Source organism: Phytopseudomonas flavescens (assembly GCF_900100535.1).
Lineage (GTDB): Bacteria > Pseudomonadota > Gammaproteobacteria > Pseudomonadales > Pseudomonadaceae > Aquipseudomonas > Aquipseudomonas flavescens.
In genome coordinates, this window is sequence record NZ_FNDG01000026.1 from 62,830 (window position 1) to 78,438 (window position 15,609).

The window sequence follows — 15,609 nt, forward strand, 5'->3', positions numbered from 1 at the left end:
AGCGGTCACTCGACCAGCCGGGCGTAGTATTCGTGCTTGATCTGTTCGGTGATGTCGGCCAGCAGGCTCTGGATCTGCGTCTCGCCTTCGCGGAAGTTCGAGGCGTCGGCGAAGGTCATGCTGCCGGTGCCGCTGGAGCAGGTGCGCAGTGGCGTGCCGATGACCTGGTCGAACAGCTGGCGGCCGAAGTCGTCCGGTTCGCCCGGACGTACGCCGATGAAATGCAACTTCAGGTTGCGGTTGCGAAAGCTTTCGCACAGCAGCTGGATGCGTCGGGTCGCCGCCGCCCGGCCGCCTTCGCCGGCCTGTTCGGCGCCATCGACGTTCTCGCCGACCGCGGGGGCGTTGTAGGCGTCGCTGTCGACCCAGTCGCCGGTGGTGTTGGCCAGCATCACGATGATCTTGGCGTTCCGTTCGGCGCCGTCGCCCTCGGCGAAGTCCAGGGGCAGCTCGTCGTCGCGCCAGCCGTTGCTGCCGCGCATGCGCGGCGACAGGGCGTGGCCGGCCCAGCCCAGGGCGATGGCGTAGTTGACGTTGAACGCCTTGCGCATCTCGTCCAGGCGCGTGTCGATCTTGTCCAGGTCGTTGGTCAGCGGCAGCAGCGCGGCCTTGGGGCAGCCACGGTCGGCGATCAGGTCACGCGAGTCGTTGGTGCCGCTGGCCTGGCCGAAATCCGGATTGGGGCCGATCCAGGTGATGGCGTGGGTCGGGTAGTCCGAGCCGATGTTGTTGGAGGGGATGTCGGCGCGGTAGTAGATGCGCGTGAAGCGTCCGCTCGGCGGCTGGTCCCAGTCGTAGTTCTCGCCCAGGTGCAGGCCGCGGTTCAGGCATAGCAGCTTCAGCGGGCTGCGGAAGTTGGGGTGGCGGGCATCGGCCAGGTTGCTCAGCTTGCCGGTGCGGTACAGCGAGGTCAGCTCCACCGGGCTGATGGCCGCCGGGGTCGCCCAGTTCATGATGCGCCGGCGGGTCAGGGCCATGTCGGTGTCGGACACGTTCACCGCCTGGCTGTAGGGCACCAGGGAAATCCAGATGCGCTGCCGGCTGTCGGTCCGCTCGCCCAGCAGGTTGCGCGAGAAGCGCTTGAACAGGCGGCGCAGGGCGGCCATCTCGGCGTCGTCCTCGGTGCCGGTGTTGGGAATCACCACGGCGATCTCGGTGGCCCGCGCCACCACCTCGACGGTGGAGTGCACGCGGATTTCCTCGGCATCGCCGCCGAGCAGCTCCGGCTCGGCGGTGAAGGCCACCTCGACCCGGTAGCGGTCGCGCTGCTGGTCATCGGTTTCGTGGCTCAGGCGGATGGCGTCGTGGCTGATCCGCTGGCCCAGGCTGCTGTCCATGCCCAGGTTGTTGAGCACGTAGCCCTGGGCCAGCGCTTGCAGCTGTTCCAGCGGCTGCTCGGCGTTGAGCAGACGTTCGTTGCCTACGGCCATCGCCGCGGCATCGGTGGCGCGCTTGAGCTGGCCGGCGCCGTTGGTCATGCGGCTGGTGTCCAGTGCGTACGCCGTGGCCAACAGGGCGCCGCCGATGGCCAGCACCATGAAGGCTGCGACGCTACCGCGCTGCTGCCGACGGCGGATCATGCGCGGGCGCCCAGCGCGAGGTGATCGCGGTGAGGAATGCGGGAGGTAGGCGTCATGGTGTGAACGGGCCTTTGCGTGGACGATGACAGGGGTGCCCTGAAGGGCGAATAAAGATAAGAATTATTCCCAATATCAGGCAATCACCGCTTCATTAAGAATGCTTAATGAGCCGGCTCCACGGCCAGGCTGCCGCGGCGCCCATGCAGACGGGGCCAGCGCCTGGCCGTGGCCCAGACGGCGAGCAGGACGAACTCGGTGGCCGGCAGCAGCACGCCGAGCATGGCGCAGGCGAGGCTGGCCCAGGCCGGCAGCAGGTAGGCCTGGCGCTTGAAGCCGCCGGTGGGGGGCATGGCCAGGGCGTCGGGCTGGGAGGCGCGCAGTAGACGCCGAGGGGAGGCCCCGGCAAGTTCACAGGCCTTCATGTTGCAGCCGCGTTCAGGGCTCGTCCTGCACCCCGGCTTCCTGGCGCAGCACGCTGTCCAGTTCCACGTCGTGGTAGACCGCGCGGGCGAAGGCGATGGCCTGCATGTTCTTGTCCTGCAACAGCCCGTTGCTCAGGGCCAGGTTGTCGCTGTTGCGGCACAGTTGCACCACCAGCAGGGCGGTGTCGGCGAGGGTCTGCTGAGCGCCGCTGTCGTCGCTCTGTATGGCCCGTTCCTCGGGCAGTTCACCGGTGTAGTACTGGCCCTTCGCGTACTCCGGGCACAAGCCTTGCGCCGTGCCACGGCGCACGGTGCGCCAGAGCAGGCGGCGGTCGATGGCGACCTTGCTGATCAGCAGCTCGTAGTCGCCGAGGATGTCCGGTGCCGCTGCCTGCTCGACCAGTGCCTGCAGGCCGTCACGGTCTAGACGGTTCTGCATGGCCAGGGTGCTGGCGATGCTGTGGGCGGACTGCTCCAGATGGGCGCGCGCCAAGTTGATGTTGTAGAGGTCGCCGATCAGCAACGCGGCGCCGATCAGCAGCGGCAGGGACAGCGCGCTTTCCACCAAGGCGTTGCCACGCTGCTTGCTGCGCGAGAGCGTCACGGGCTGCCCTCCGTGGCCGGTTCGCTGGTCAGGTTGCCGAGCAACTGCCGGTACTGGTACTGGAAGGCGTCGCCCAGGCCGAACAGCGCGGGCAGCGGCGTGATGAAGCGTTGGGTCATGTCGACGGTGACGCTGAGCACCGGCGGCGAGGCGTCGGCCTCGTCGAGCTCGGCATCTTCCTGGCCACCGCCGAACTGGCGCAGGTTGTCGAAGGCCAGCAGCTCGACCGCCAGTTCGCTCTGGTCGAGCAGGCCGTAGGCGCCCTCGACCAGGCGCTGCTCGATGGCCTGCTGGAGGATTTCCGGGTTCTGCTGGTAGAACGCGCGATCCTGGCGGAAGTCCTGCAGCGCCCGCTCCAGGGCCAGGTTGCCGATGCCGATCATCAGCGCGATGCGCGCCAGTTCGAAGATCATCATCACGCCGAAGAACAGTACCGGCAGGATCAGCGCGGTCTCCACGGCGGTGACGCCATCCTCGTGGTGCAGCAGCGCGCGCAAGCGAGTGCGGGCCATGTGTCAGTCCTGTTCCTTGAGCGCCAGTGGCTGCTGGCTGGCGGCGAGCAGTTCGCTGGCCAGCGGAGCGCCGGCCCGGACCCGCTGGCGGGCGGCGCGAAAGCCGTCGAGTATGCTGCCGGCATAGGACGCTTCCAGGTTGTCCTGCAGGATGCGCCCGGCGGTGTCGTCCTGGTCGGCCATCACGTAGGCCAGGGCCAGGTTGAGCTGCAGCGAGATGTCCTGCCCGCGGGCGCCGTTGAGCAGGCCGATGGCCTTGGCGCTGTCGCCGCTGGCCAGCCAGGACAGGGCCAGGTTGTTGACCGCCGGGCTGTAGGCCGCATCGCTCGCCAGGGCCTGTTCGAACTGCAGGCGCGCCTCGGCGTCACGGCCCTGCAGGTTCAGCGCCACGCCCAGGCCGTTGTGCGCCTGGGCATCGCCGGGGGCGGCCTGCAGGGCGCAGCGGAAGTCCTTCTCGGCCAGGGTGGCCTGGCCCAGCGCCAGGCGCGCGCGCCCGTTGCCGTTGCACAGCGCCAGGCGCTGGGCCGCCGGCAGCTTGCTCAGGGTCTCGCCAAGCGCCTGTCGGGCCTGCTGGTACAGCGCCAGCGCCTCCTGGGGCGGGCGCACGGCAGCGGCGACGCTGGCGTATTCGAGCAGGTAGCTGCCGCCCAGCTGGCCGCGCTCGGCCATGCGCGCATAGACCTCGTAGGCGGCCTGCAGGCGGCCGTTGTCACGCAGGGTATGGGCCAGGGCGAGCGCTTCGCGGGCTTCCTTGCCCTGGGGGGGCGCGCTGGGCGACGGTACGAGGTTGGCGCAGCCGTTGAGGGCCAGGGCAAGCAGCACGGGGAGCAGGGTGGGACGCAACAGGGACATGGCGGGCTTCCGGGTCATTGGCCGAGCAGGCGGACGATGCGCACCATGGCCGGTGCGCCCATCATCGCCACGATGGGGGGCAGGATCAGGGTCATCAGGGGCACGCTGAGCTGGGCGGGCAGTTTGCCGGCGCGTTCCTCAAGCGTGAGGATCAGGGTCTTGCGGCTTTCTTCGGAGAGGGTGCGCAGCGCCTGGGAGAGCGGCGTGCCGTAGCGCTCGGCCTGGATCAGGGTGGCGACCATGCTTTCGATGCCCTTGGCACCCGTGCGCCCGGCCAGGTTGAGCAGGGCGCGCGGGCGATCGCTGAGGATCTGCAACTCGGCGTAGGTGTAGCGCAGTTCATCGGCCAGTTCCGCGGCGGACAGGCTCAGTTCCTTGGACACCACCTGCAGCACGCGTCCCAGTGGCAGTCCCGCTTCGGCGCAGATCACCATCAGGTCGAGGCCGTCCGGCAGGCTGCGTTCCAGGCGTTCGCCGCGTTGGGCGCTGCGCAGCTTGAGCCAGATTTCCGGCAGGGTGGTGCCGACGAACAGCGCGATCAGACCGCCAGCCAGGCCGTTGAGGCCCAGCCGCGAGCCGGGTTCGAGTACACCGAACAGCACGATGCCGGTCAGCAGCAGACCGAGTGCATATTTGCCGACCATCAGCAGGCCCAGCGCCTCCCTGCTGCGCAGGCCGGCCATGGAGAGCAGCCGCCGCAGTTTCTGGCGATCCTGATCGGTGCCGGCAAGCGTTTCACCGAAGCGCGCCACCGGCAGCAGCAGCGCCAGCAGGCGCGGCGGCAGGTGCAGGCCCTGCTGGCGCAGGATGTCGTTGACCTGGGCGGCATCCCGCTGGGCGGCACCCGCCCGGGTATCTCGTGCGCCGGTGGCCAGGCGGGTGCTCAGCGGCACCTGGCGATGACGCTGGTGCAGGGCGATCAGCAGCAGGCCGATACCGGCCAGCAGGATGGCCAGGGCGATGCCGGCGAGGGGGGCATCGAGCCAACTGGTCATGACACCCTCCGAACCATCAGTTGGGTGATGGTCAGGCCCAGAGCGACACTGCCGAAGGCGTAAAACAACACGATGTTGCCGGTCGGGTCGCCCAGCAGGAAGTGGAAGTCCTTCGGCGAGTTCAGGTACATGTAACCGAGGGCCAGGGGCACCAGCGAGGCGACGATCTTCGCCGAGGCGCGGGCCTCCGAGGTCTTGGCCTGGATCTTCAGGTGCAGTTCCTGGCGGTCGCGCAAGGTGGCGGAGAGGCGGTCGAGGGTTTCCCCCAGGCGTCCGCCGGCTTCCTGGTTGATGATCAGGATCACCGCGAAGAAGCGGTACTCGTTGAGCGCAATGCGCCGTGCCGAATCCTGCATGGCCTGGCGCAGCGGCACGCCGAGGCGCAGCCAGTTGTCGATCAGGGCGAACTCCAGGGCCAGCGGGCCTGCCAGGTTCGGCCCTACCAGGGCGAAGGCGTTGCTGACCGGCACCCCGGCGCGGGCGGTACGGGTCACCGCGTCGATGGCTTCCGGCAGGCTCATCTTGAGTTCGTGCAGGTGCCGGGCCATGCCGCTGCGGTAGCCCAGCAGGGCCAGTACGGCGAAGGCGATCAGGCTCAACAGCAGGCTGCCGAGCACGGGGAAGGGCGTTTCGCGGCCTAGCAGCACGCCGATCAGCAGGCTGGCGAATGCGGTCAGGGTCACGCGCATGCCCAGGTTCTTTTGCCAGCCCAGCACGCTGAGGCCTAGCCAGATACGGGCGATGTGCGGGCCGAGCACCGGCAGGTCAGCCAATGGCGTGCGCTCCATGTCGCGCAGAATGCCGTCTACCGTCGGCAGGCTGCTGTCCTGGCGAACCTGACCGTCGAGCGCCTCCTTGAGCTTCAGCAGACGCAGGTTCACTGCCTTGTCGCGCTGGCCGCGTCTGGACAGGCTACGGGCAGCGAGCACGGCGAGGACCACGGCGGCGAACACCAGCAGGGTCAGCAGGTCGAGTACCGCGTCCATCAGCGCTGGCCCTCGAACAGGTGGGCGTGGGTGCCGTAGAACTGCGGGCGCTGGCCGCTGGCCACGTATTGCCCGAGCAGACGACCCTGGGCGTCGATGCTGCTGGTCTGGAAGGCGAACAGTTCCTGAGTCTGGATCACGTCGTTCTCCATGCCGCAGACCTCGGTGATCGAGACGATGCGCCGGCCACCGTCGCGCATGCGCTCGACCTGCACGATCAGGTTCACCGCGCTGGCGATCTGCCGGCGGATGGCCTCCAGCGGCAGTTGCATGCTGGCCATCATCACCATGTTTTCCAGGCGCATGATCGCGTCGCGCGGGGTGTTGGCGTGAACCGTGCACAGCGAGCCGTCGTGGCCGGTGTTCATCGCCTGCAGCATGTCGAAGCTCTCGCCGCCGCGCACCTCGCCGAGGATGATGCGGTCCGGGCGCATGCGCAGGGCGTTGCGCACCAGATCGCGCTGGTCGACCTTGCCGGTGCCTTCGGCGCTGACCGGGCGGGTCTCCAGGCGCACCACGTGAATCTGTTGCAGCTGCAGTTCGGCGGCATCCTCGATGGTGATGATGCGGTCATCGAAGCTGATCTTCTGCGACAGGGCGTTGAGCAGCGTGGTCTTGCCCGCGCCGGTGCCGCCGGAAACGATGATGTTGAGCTTGGCGACCATCGCCCGGCGCAGTACCTCGACCATCTCCATGGACAACGCGCCGCGCTCGGCGAGGATCTCCAGCGACATGTTGCGGCGCATGAACTTGCGGATCGAAATAGTCGTGCCGTCGATCGCCAGCGGGTAGGTGATGACGTTGACCCGGCTGCCGTCGGCCAGGCGCGCATCGACCATCGGATGGCTCTCGTCGATGCGCCTGCCCACGGCGGCGGCGATACGCTGGGCGGTATTGAAGACGTGTTCCTCGTCGACGAAGGTGATCGACGACAGCTCCAGTTTGCCGAAGCGTTCGACGAACACCTGGCCGGCGCCGTTGACCAGAATATCGTTCACCGAGTCGTCGGCCAGCAGGGGCTCGATGGGCCCGATGCCGACCATTTCATTGAGCATTTCCTCGCCAATGGCTTCCTCTTCCTGGCGCGACAGCTGCAGGCGATGCTCGTCGCAGATGCGCCGGATCATCGTCTCGATCTGCCCGCGCAGCTTGTCGCGCCCCATGGCCGCCGCCTTGAGGGGGTCTATCTGGTCGTAGAGGTAGCCGCGAATCAGCTTGCGATTCTGCGCACCCAGGGTATCGGTGGGACGCGCCTGTGCACTGCGCTGTACGCTGGTGGCGCGGATTTCCTGGGCGGGTTCGGCGCTGGCCGCGGCGGGCTGCGGCTTGCGTGCTTCGCGGGCGCGGTTCGGATGACGGATGAGCATGGCGGGGATCCTCTCAGGCGGCCGAACGCTGGCGCGCGAGCGCTTGGCGCAGGCGGGCGATCAGGCTGGCCGAGGCAGTGGTCGCGCGCTTGGGGGTATGCCCTATGGCCAGGTCGGCGAGATCCAGCAGGGTGTCCTGGAACGGGGTCGCGCCATCCAGCCGCAGCGGGCCGGCCAGCAGGCTGTCGGCCAGGGCATTGCCGGCGTGGGGCAGTTGCAGATCCACCCGGCGCTCGATGAATGCCTCGAACTGGCTGCGTTCGACCACCGGGGCCAGGTTACCGCGCACTGCGTTGGCCACCACCAGCAGCTGCTGGCCTTCGCTCTCGTCGCCGATCTCGCGCAGCAGGCGGTGCAGGCTGCGGGCGCTCTGCACGCTGAGGTCGGTGAGCAGAATGCGCGTCTGCGCATGGCCGAGCACGTCCAGAGCGCCTGGCGGGCAACCGGCCGGCAGGTCCCAGATCACCTGGTTGAACAGCCGGCACAGATTGCCGCCGAGGTTCAGCAGGTGCTCGGCGTGCAACGCCGGGTCGTGGCGCAGCGCCGGTGCCTGGGCGAGCAGGTGCAGGCGCTCGTTGATCTGGCCCATGGCCCGTTGCAGCAAGCGTGTGTCGATTTCGCTGCTGGCCAGGGCACCGGCCAGGCCGGCCTCGCCGTCGTAGCCGAGGAGCAGGTTTTGGTCGCCCTTGCCGCGGTCGAAGTCGACCACCGCGGTGGCGGTGTGGCGCTGCTGCGAGAGCAGCAGGCCGAGGCCGGCGACCACCGTGCTGGTGCCGCAGCCGCCACCGCTGCCGATGACCGCGATGGTACGTCCGCTGCGCACGCCATGGGGTTCCTGGTAGCCGAGGTTACGGGCGCGGCTCAGGGTGTCGGCCAGCAGATCCAGGGACACCGGCTTGAGCAGGTAGTCGAAGACCCCGCTGTGCAGCAGGCTGCGGTACAGATCGACGTCCTGCTTGCTGCCCAGGGCGACGATCTGGCACGACGGATCGCACAGCTCGCCCAGTTCGGCCAGCGACTGCAGCGGCAGGCTGTCGCCATCCAGGTCCACCAGCAGCACGTCCGGCGCGGCCCTGCCACGGCACCACTCGATGGCGGCGCGCACGCCCCCGGTACGTGCCTGTTCGGGCTGGCAGCCGAGGCGCACGAGGTGCTTGCCGTAGTGGCCGGCCTGCTCTCCATCGGCGGCGAACAGCAGCAGGTCCGTCGGCGTCTGGCGGGTGTTCGGGGTGTTCGGATTCATCTCGGGGTCCTCTTGGCGCCGGCCGCAGGCTTGGCGCGCTGGTGGAGACGGGCCGGACGCCGCCGCTGCATGCCTTGACGGCTGCAGCGGCGGCCGGTCAGTCTTCCTGGAAGTCGATATCGAGCAGTTCGCGCACTTCGTCGTCGTGGTAGCGGCCCACGGCATTCACCGCGGCCATGCCGTCGCCGCCGTCCAGTGCCTGCGGGCGCATCAGGTCGCGCGGGTCGGCGACCATGCGCGCGATGTTGGCGCGGTTGGCGCAGCCCAGCGTGCCGACCGCCTCGTACGGCCTGACCGTCCAGGCCTCGGCGTCGGCGATGCGGCAGTCCGGCACACGTACCACCAGGGCTTCGGAAACCACCTGCAGGTCCCAGTCCTGGACCTTGGACGCCTCCAGGCGGGAGGGCATGACGATGACCTGTGTGGCCGGTATGCCCTGTTCGCGCAGGACGCTGGCCAGGCGCTGGGCCAGGCGTTCGCCGCTGGGGGTATAGGGCTGCAGGGTCAGGGTCTGGCGCGACAGGGGCCCCTGGGCGCGCAGCAGGGTATTGAGGTTGGCCAGCGAATCGGCGGTGAAACTGCCGTTGCCGGCGGCCTGCAGCGAAGCGACCAGGGCCGAGGGCGCGACGCTGGGCTGGACGGCGCTGGCATCGCTGCCGAAGCGGGCCTCGCGCAGTTGGTTGACATGACGGTCGCAGCCGCTCGCCAGCAGGCACGCCGCCACTAGCGGCAACAGGGATCGGATAGGCATGTTGACGCTCCTCAGAACAGGTAGCCGGCAGTGGCTTGGGCGGGGATCTGGCTGTCCAGGGCGCGAATGCCATGACCGGGGGCCTGCAGTTCGCCCGGCGTGGTGGGCTCGACCACGTAGGCGGTGGCGATGATCACCAGTTCGGTATCTTCCTGGGAACTGGTCTCGGTCTCGAACAGGCGGCCGAGGCCAGGCAGGCTGCGCAGACCGGGCACGCTGCTGACCTGCTGGGCGACGTTGCTGCGCAGCATGCCGGCCAGGGCGAAGCTCTGGCCGCTGGCCAGCTCGACCGTGGTATCGGCACGGCGCACCTTGAAGGCGGGAATGGTGAAACCGTCCAGTTCGACCGCGCCATCATTGGACAGATCGCTGACTTCCGGGGCCACGCGCAGGCTGATGCGCCTGGGCGAGAGCAGGGTCGGGGTCATGCGCATGATCACGCCATACTGCTTGTAATCGATGTTCACGCTGTTGTTGACGAAGGTGACGATCGGCACCTCGCCGCCGGCGGCGAAGCCAGCGGTCTCGCCGGACATGGCGGTCAGGTTGGGCTCGGCCAGCACCGTCGCCAGGCCATCTTCGGATAGCGCGGTGAGCAGCCCGGCCACGGTGGTCGAGCCGTTACGGTGGAAGCCACCGGCCACCGCGTTGGTCACGCTGGCGCCGCTGAACGCGCCGGTGGTGGCATCGAACAGGCTGGCGCCGTTGCGCAGGAAGTAGTTGCCATCCTTGAGCGCGACGTCCCAGTTCAGACCCAGGGACGAACTCAGGCTGCGCGAGACCTCGACGATGCGCACGCTGATGTTGACCTGGGCGGACAGCTCCACCTTGAGCTGGTTGATCACCCGCGGTGCCGGCAGTTGGCCCTGTTGTCCACCTTGCCCGCCGCCGTTGCCTCCGGTGGCCCCCGCGCGCTCGGAACGCGCGCCCAGGTTGGCCTCGACGCTGTCCATCACCTGCTTGGCCTGTTGCGGCGTACGCACGCTGCCGCGCACGATCAGGCTGCTGCCCGAGGGCACGAACTCGACCTTGGCGCCGGGCACTTCGTTGGCGATCTGCTCGCTGAGCCGCTCCAGGGCAGCACTGTTGCGCGTGGCGACCAGGCGGATGGCGGAAATCACTTCGTCATCGCCATCCAGGGCGTACAGGGTGGTGGTGCCGGGCGCCTTGGCGAAGACGAACACGCTGCCGGGGCTGGGAATCTGGTAGCTGGCGATCTCCGGGTTGGCCACCATGACGTTGGCAGCGGCCCGGGGCAATTGCAGCAGGCGCCCCTCGTTCATGGTCAGCTGGACAGTTTCGGTTTCCTCGACCTGCACCAGCGCCTTGCGCACCTTGCGTGGCGCTGGCGTTGCCACCGGGGCGCTGGCCAGTGGGGTGTCTTCGGCCGCCTGCGCCAGGCCATTCTGTGCGTAATAGTCGCGGGCGAAGGCCAGATCCAGGTCCGGGTTGTAGGCGTCTGCCGGCTCGGCGACGGGCAGCTCGTCCACGGCGGGCTCGCTGGCGAGCGCGGGGCAGGTGGCAGCGGACGCGAGCAGGCAGGCCAGTGACAAGGCGAGAGGGTTATACGCGAACTTCATTTTCGGTATCTCGGTTGGGCTCGATGAACGACTAGGCTGCTCAGCGCGAGCCGAATTGCACGGCGGTGGCCGCATCGCCACGGAAGGTGTTGACCTCGGATACCGCCGGCGCGGAGGCCTCGTAGATCCGGGTGGTCTGTGCCAGGGTGGTGACCCGCTGCGTACCTGGCGTAGCCTGCCCAGTGCTTGGCTCCAGGCTGCTGCGCAGCAGCAGTTGCAAGGTGCCGATCTGGTTGGCAAGGGCCAGACGCTCTGCATATACCGGCGGAACTTCCAGGGTCACTACTTCGGGGTAGGAATCGGGATAGGCATCCGGGTTCTTGTTGTTCTTGGCGTCCGCCTCCGGCCTGGGTTGCAGCGGGCTGCGCATGCGGTTGTTGATCGACAGCACGCGCACATCCTGCAGCAAGGTTTGTGCTGCCAGGCGCGGCGTCTGCAGAGTGGCGTCCTGGGTTTGTTCCTGATCGCGCTGCAGGTTGACCAGTACATCCACCCGGTCGCCGAGGCTGATCATGCTGTACAGACTGGCGCTGTTGCTGGTCGGCACGGCGATGGCGCGCATCCCCGGCTTGATCACCGTGGCGATGAAGCCCGGTTCGTTGGCCTTGACCACCAGGTTACTGGTCAGCGGGGCGCCAGCGGCAATCGGCTGGCGCACGCTGGCACCGGTCAGGTGGCGGCTTTCTTCGTCCCCTTCGACGAAGTAAAGGCGATCGTCATGAGCCGTGTCGCTGGCTTGCCAGCGCAGCGCCGATGGGTCGATGAAATCGCCGGGCTGCAGGTCACGGCTGGCGACCAGAATGGACGGGTGGCTGGGCTTGGGCTGTTCCACGGGCTTGCTTTCGACCACGTGCGCAGGAGGTGGCGGGGGCGGAGTGAGCAGCACGCGAGCCAGCAGCGCCGCACTACCGGCAACCAGCAAGGTGCCGGCCAGAAGAAGGACGGAAGGGGTTTTCATGGTTGAACCGTGCACTCAGTAGTGAAGGGGGCCTAACAGCGTGTAGAAGGCACCCGCGGCGATGGCCAGGCCGTAGGGAATGCCGACTGGTCGTTGGTTGGTGAGTACCGTTGGCGTAGGTATCTGCAGGGAGGGGCAGGTGTTGCCGAGACGTTGCCAGGCCTGAGCCAGGGCGGCTTCCAGTGCCGCCAGCACAGGCAGAGCCAGTGCCAGCAGACCGCCGGCCAATGCCGTGACGATGAGGAAGGTCATCTGGTTGCCCTGTCCCATCCACAGGCAAATGACTGCCATCAGCTTGACGTCCCCCGCCCCGACTCGACCGAGACAGAACAGGCAGTAGCCCACTAGCATCACCAGCGTGGCGCCCAGCAGGTTGCGCGCGATGCGCTCCAGCAGTTCGCCGCTGTGCAGATCACCCCAGGGGCCGAAGCCGAAGGGCGCGCAGACCGGCATGATCAACCACAGTGCCAGCAGTACCAGAATCAGCAGGTTGTGTATGCGCCGGTAGAGCAGATCCGAGGCGCAGATGAAAGCCAGCGCGGGTAGCAGTACCAGAAGGCTGAAGGTATCCGGGTGCATGAGGCGCTCCAGCCCGGTTACTTACTTGCCGCTACCGGGATTGTTGGTGTTGGTGATCTGCTCGGCGATCGACGAGAAACGCTCCTTGAGGGCGGTGACGAACACGCCGTCCGAACCGAAGATCACGCCAATGGCCGCTGCCATGGCAGCCGCGAGGATGCCGTATTCGATGGCTGTCACACCGCTTTCATCGGCGAGGAATTTCTTCAGTTGGTTGGCCATGGGGACAACTCCTTGGGTGCGTTTGCAGGGTGGGGAACAGAGAGTGATATTAGGATTGATTATCAATTGAGCTTCAAGGTGCGCTTCATTAAGAATGCTTAAGGAAGGCCGCATGCGGCGCTGTGTTCAGGTCAGCGGCGCGGCTTTCGGGGCATCCGGGGTGGCGTTCTCGGCCACCGGCCTGACCACTGCCTTGAGTCGCAATATGGCGCGCAGGCCTGGCCTGTTGTCCTCCAGCAGCAGCTCGCCGCCATGCAGTTCGGCGATCGCCTTGGTCAGCGTCAATCCCAGGCCATTGCCGGGAATCTCCGCGTTCAGGTTCAGGCGCTGGAAGCGTTCGATGGCGGTGCCATTGAGTTCGGCGGGGATGCCCGGGCCGCTGTCGGCCACGCTCAGGTGGGTCCATCCGCCGTGGCCGCAGGCGGTGAGCATGATCGGCTGGCCGGCGGGTGCGTACTTGAGTGCGTTGTCGATCAGGTTGGCCAGCGCCTGGAAGAGCAGGGCCTGGTCGCCATAGAGCTGCAGGTCGTTATGCCTGATCTGCAGTTCGCAGCCGCGTTCCTCCGCCAGCGGCAAGTAATAGTCGCAGATGTCGTTGAGCAACTGCCGTGCACCGAGTGTGCTGAACTGGTGGGCGCAACGGCCGGTCTCGACTTCGGCCACGCGCATGACGGCGCGGAACAGGTTCTGAATGCGTTCGCTGTCCTGCACGGCACGTAACAGCTCTTCACGGGATTCGCCTTCCAGGGTGTCGGCGACGTTCAGCAGGCGATTCTGCAGGCGGGTGAGGGGAGTGCGCAGTTCGTGGGCGATATGGCTGGTGATGTTCTGCACGTCATCCATCAGCCGGTTGATGCGCAGCAAGGCATGGTTGATCTCTTCGCCGAGCTGGTCGAACTCGTCACCCTGGTGGTCATAGGGCACTTTCACGCTATGGTCGCCCCCGGCGTAAAGCACCAGCGCATCGCGGATGCGATTGATGCGGTACAGATTGCGCAGGCTGAACGGCAGGCTGATGATCAGGATCGACAGCAGAATGATCAGCAGGCCGGCACCCGCCATGAGCGGGATGATGCGCGTGCGTTCGAGCATGGGCCGTAGATCGTAGGCGCTGAAGTATTGGCCGCCGTCGTCGAGGGGCACCAGCAGGCCGAGCATTTCACTGGGGTTGCCTTGGGCGTCCCGCAACTCGACATGGCGCCAGTTGGTTTCGCAGGGGGCAGGGCAGTCGCTGGGAAACAGGTGGGCATCGCCGTACAGCGCGGTGCCTTGGCTGTCGAGCACGATGGAATGGCGATCCTTGCGTATTTCAATGGGTTGCCGGTAGCGCAGTGCCGAAGCGACTTGCGGCGCGTTGGCCAGGCGGCCATGCATCTGCTGGGTGCGGATATCGAGCAGGATCATGTCGCGTACATGGTTGCGCATGATGATTTCGAGCAGGTGGTTGCTGAGGATGATCGAGGCCAGGGCGATCAGTAGGCAGATGAAGGCCACTGTCGTGGCCTGGCGGAAACTGCTGGTATTGAGGAGTTGGTGCAGTCGGTCATCAGCCAAGTACATAGCCGATCGCCCTGATTGTACGAAGCAGGGCAGGCTTGAAATCCTTGTCGATCTTGTTGCGTAACTTCGACAGGTGCACGTCGATCAGGTTGGTCTGCGGATCGAAGTGATAGCCCCAGACCTTTTCCAGCAGCATGCTGCGCGTCACGGTCTGGCCGCGGTTTTCGGCCAGCACCTGAAGCAGCTTGAACTCCTTGTCGGTGAGATCGATACGCTGCCCCGAGCGCGAAACTTCGCGGCGGCCCAGGTCGATGCGCAGATCCTCGATGTGCAGGCTTTCGCCCGATTGCGCCTGTGGTCGGCGGCGGATCAACAGTTCGAGGCGCAGCAGCAGTTCGGTGAAGTCGAAGGGTTTGCCCAGGTAATCGTCGGCACCGGCGCGCAGGCCTTCGATACGGTCGGATGTCTGGTCGTTGGCCGAGAGAATCAGGATCGGTGGATGGCTGCGGCCGTTGAGGCGGGTAAGCACTTCGATGCCATCCATCTTGGGCAGGATGCGATCGAGCACCACCACATCGAAGGCCTCGGTCTGGATGATCTGCAACGCACCCTCGCCATTGTCGACCATTTTGCAGTTATGGCCGGATGCGTGCAGTTTGCTGCTGATCCAGTGGCTGACCGCCACATCGTCTTCGACTACGAGCACACGCATGAACAGTTCCTCGCCTCAACTCCCTCTCCGCGAGCACCTTTTTAGCAGGCGAAACGCGAGGTCAAGAATTAAGAACTCTTAATTTAGTGTTAATGATTCTCATTATGCACGAAGTCTGAACTAACTGAACAGTTTTTTGTCGGCACGCCGAATCCCCGCAACGAGCCTCTGCGAAAGCATTGGCAGGGTTGTCCCGGGGGGCGCGCGGCAGGCGGACAGGGGAAAATCAGGGCTGCGCAGTGCAGGAATCGGCCGCCAAGGTACCTGCGCCATTCACCTGCCATGGGCCCGGCCGCGCGGGCGGGGCCGCCTAGGTTGCGCGAGAGATCCCGCCATGCGTTGGTGGACGACTTGGCAAGGGAACACGCGGACGGCTAATCCTCTGCCTGCGTCCTGCGCCTAGCTGTGTAAACCCAGTACGTTGTTCAGTGGAAGTGGCGCGCGACTGATGGGTGGTAGGTAGCCTAGGCTGGCGTGAGGTCGGTGCCAGTTGTAATGATGAAGCCAAGGTAGCAGGTGGGCGGCCCGTTGCTCTGAAGTGTCATAGCTGCAGGCATACGCCCACTCGCGCAAGCTGGTCTGGATGAATCGCTCGGCCTTGCCGTTGGTGCGCGGTGTGTAGGGTTTGGTCCACAGATGACGCAAGCCAAGCCTGCGCACCAAACGCCGGAAGCGCTTGGATCGGTAGCAGACGCCATTGTCGGTCATGATGCGAGTAATCCGTATGCCCAGGCCGCGGTAGTAGC

17 protein-coding genes are annotated in these 15,609 nt (G+C 66.5%); all 17 read right to left on the reverse strand.

The window, feature by feature from the left end:
* Positions 1–5 precede the first annotated feature (5 nt).
* A complete protein-coding gene (locus tag BLR94_RS24335; RefSeq protein WP_084308561.1) occupies positions 6–1,580 on the reverse strand; it encodes a Tad domain-containing protein in 1,575 nt (524 codons plus the stop codon).
* A 161-nt stretch (positions 1,581–1,741) separates the two neighbouring features.
* Positions 1,742–2,002: a YbaN family protein gene (locus BLR94_RS24340; RefSeq protein WP_084308562.1), complete on the reverse strand. Its 261-nt coding sequence runs from the start codon at positions 2,000–2,002 to the stop codon at positions 1,742–1,744.
* Positions 2,003–2,015: 13 nt separating this feature from the next.
* Positions 2,016–2,606, reverse strand: a complete 591-nt coding sequence (locus tag BLR94_RS24345) for a TadE/TadG family type IV pilus assembly protein (RefSeq protein ID WP_084308563.1) — start codon at positions 2,604–2,606, stop codon at positions 2,016–2,018.
* Positions 2,603–3,118 (reverse strand): TadE/TadG family type IV pilus assembly protein, encoded by a 516-nt coding sequence (locus BLR94_RS24350; protein ID WP_084308564.1) that lies wholly within the window; start codon positions 3,116–3,118, stop codon positions 2,603–2,605. Before BLR94_RS24350 ends, BLR94_RS24345 begins: the two co-directional genes overlap by 4 nt.
* A 3-nt stretch (positions 3,119–3,121) precedes the next feature.
* The gene (locus BLR94_RS27625; RefSeq protein WP_084308565.1) at positions 3,122–3,970 is read right to left on the reverse strand and encodes a tetratricopeptide repeat protein; all 849 of its coding nucleotides are present in this window, start codon (positions 3,968–3,970) and stop codon (positions 3,122–3,124) included.
* Between the two features lie 14 nt (positions 3,971–3,984).
* Entirely contained in the window at positions 3,985–4,965 is a 981-nt protein-coding gene (locus BLR94_RS24360) for a type II secretion system F family protein (protein WP_084308566.1), read from the reverse strand.
* Positions 4,962–5,951 (reverse strand): type II secretion system F family protein, encoded by a 990-nt coding sequence (locus BLR94_RS24365; protein WP_208601366.1) that lies wholly within the window; start codon positions 5,949–5,951, stop codon positions 4,962–4,964. Before BLR94_RS24365 ends, BLR94_RS24360 begins: the two co-directional genes overlap by 4 nt.
* Positions 5,951–7,318: a TadA family conjugal transfer-associated ATPase gene (locus BLR94_RS24370; protein ID WP_084308567.1), complete on the reverse strand. Its 1,368-nt coding sequence runs from the start codon at positions 7,316–7,318 to the stop codon at positions 5,951–5,953. Before BLR94_RS24370 ends, BLR94_RS24365 begins: the two co-directional genes overlap by 1 nt.
* 13 nt (positions 7,319–7,331) lie before the next feature.
* On the reverse strand, positions 7,332–8,561 hold the full coding sequence (locus BLR94_RS24375; protein WP_175154259.1) for a CpaE/TadZ family protein: 1,230 nt from the start codon (positions 8,559–8,561) through the stop codon (positions 7,332–7,334).
* Positions 8,562–8,658: 97 nt separating this feature from the next.
* Positions 8,659–9,312 carry a CpaD family pilus assembly lipoprotein gene (locus BLR94_RS24380; RefSeq protein ID WP_084308568.1) on the reverse strand — a complete coding sequence of 218 codons (654 nt, stop codon included), beginning with the start codon at positions 9,310–9,312 and terminating at the stop codon, positions 8,659–8,661.
* 11 nt (positions 9,313–9,323) lie between these two features.
* Positions 9,324–10,892: a type II and III secretion system protein family protein gene (locus BLR94_RS24385; protein WP_084308569.1), complete on the reverse strand. Its 1,569-nt coding sequence runs from the start codon at positions 10,890–10,892 to the stop codon at positions 9,324–9,326.
* Between the two features lie 40 nt (positions 10,893–10,932).
* Positions 10,933–11,850 (reverse strand): Flp pilus assembly protein CpaB, encoded by a 918-nt coding sequence (gene cpaB, locus BLR94_RS24390; RefSeq protein WP_084308570.1) that lies wholly within the window; start codon positions 11,848–11,850, stop codon positions 10,933–10,935.
* Positions 11,851–11,865: 15 nt separating this feature from the next.
* On the reverse strand, positions 11,866–12,429 hold the full coding sequence (locus BLR94_RS24395) for an A24 family peptidase (protein WP_084308571.1): 564 nt from the start codon (positions 12,427–12,429) through the stop codon (positions 11,866–11,868).
* 21 nt (positions 12,430–12,450) lie between these two features.
* Positions 12,451–12,651, reverse strand: a complete 201-nt coding sequence (locus BLR94_RS24400) for a Flp family type IVb pilin (protein WP_084308572.1) — start codon at positions 12,649–12,651, stop codon at positions 12,451–12,453.
* Between the two features lie 126 nt (positions 12,652–12,777).
* On the reverse strand, positions 12,778–14,211 hold the full coding sequence (locus BLR94_RS24405; RefSeq protein ID WP_084308573.1) for a sensor histidine kinase: 1,434 nt from the start codon (positions 14,209–14,211) through the stop codon (positions 12,778–12,780).
* Positions 14,198–14,863 (reverse strand): response regulator transcription factor, encoded by a 666-nt coding sequence (locus BLR94_RS24410; protein WP_084308574.1) that lies wholly within the window; start codon positions 14,861–14,863, stop codon positions 14,198–14,200. Before BLR94_RS24410 ends, BLR94_RS24405 begins: the two co-directional genes overlap by 14 nt.
* A 399-nt stretch (positions 14,864–15,262) precedes the next feature.
* The coding region (locus BLR94_RS24415) for an integrase core domain-containing protein (protein ID WP_139207481.1) at positions 15,263–15,609 on the reverse strand (347 nt) is incomplete at its 5' end.

Coding starts and splice junctions, on each gene's coding strand:
- BLR94_RS24360 (WP_084308566.1), bottom strand. CDS start 4,965: ATGACCAGTTGGCTCGATGCCCCCCTCGCCGGCATCGCCCTGGCCATC.
- BLR94_RS24400 (WP_084308572.1), bottom strand. CDS start 12,651: ATGGCCAACCAACTGAAGAAATTCCTCGCCGATGAAAGCGGTGTGACA.
- BLR94_RS24405 (WP_084308573.1), bottom strand. CDS start 14,211: ATGTACTTGGCTGATGACCGACTGCACCAACTCCTCAATACCAGCAGT.
- BLR94_RS24380 (WP_084308568.1), bottom strand. CDS start 9,312: ATGCCTATCCGATCCCTGTTGCCGCTAGTGGCGGCGTGCCTGCTGGCG.
- BLR94_RS24335 (WP_084308561.1), bottom strand. CDS start 1,580: ATGATCCGCCGTCGGCAGCAGCGCGGTAGCGTCGCAGCCTTCATGGTG.
- BLR94_RS24385 (WP_084308569.1), bottom strand. CDS start 10,892: ATGAAGTTCGCGTATAACCCTCTCGCCTTGTCACTGGCCTGCCTGCTC.
- BLR94_RS24395 (WP_084308571.1), bottom strand. CDS start 12,429: ATGCACCCGGATACCTTCAGCCTTCTGGTACTGCTACCCGCGCTGGCT.
- BLR94_RS24350 (WP_084308564.1), bottom strand. CDS start 3,118: ATGGCCCGCACTCGCTTGCGCGCGCTGCTGCACCACGAGGATGGCGTC.
- BLR94_RS27625 (WP_084308565.1), bottom strand. CDS start 3,970: ATGTCCCTGTTGCGTCCCACCCTGCTCCCCGTGCTGCTTGCCCTGGCC.
- BLR94_RS24340 (WP_084308562.1), bottom strand. CDS start 2,002: ATGAAGGCCTGTGAACTTGCCGGGGCCTCCCCTCGGCGTCTACTGCGC.
- cpaB (WP_084308570.1), bottom strand. CDS start 11,850: ATGAAAACCCCTTCCGTCCTTCTTCTGGCCGGCACCTTGCTGGTTGCC.
- BLR94_RS24370 (WP_084308567.1), bottom strand. CDS start 7,318: ATGCTCATCCGTCATCCGAACCGCGCCCGCGAAGCACGCAAGCCGCAG.
- BLR94_RS24375 (WP_175154259.1), bottom strand. CDS start 8,561: ATGAATCCGAACACCCCGAACACCCGCCAGACGCCGACGGACCTGCTG.
- BLR94_RS24410 (WP_084308574.1), bottom strand. CDS start 14,863: ATGCGTGTGCTCGTAGTCGAAGACGATGTGGCGGTCAGCCACTGGATC.
- BLR94_RS24365 (WP_208601366.1), bottom strand. CDS start 5,951: ATGGACGCGGTACTCGACCTGCTGACCCTGCTGGTGTTCGCCGCCGTG.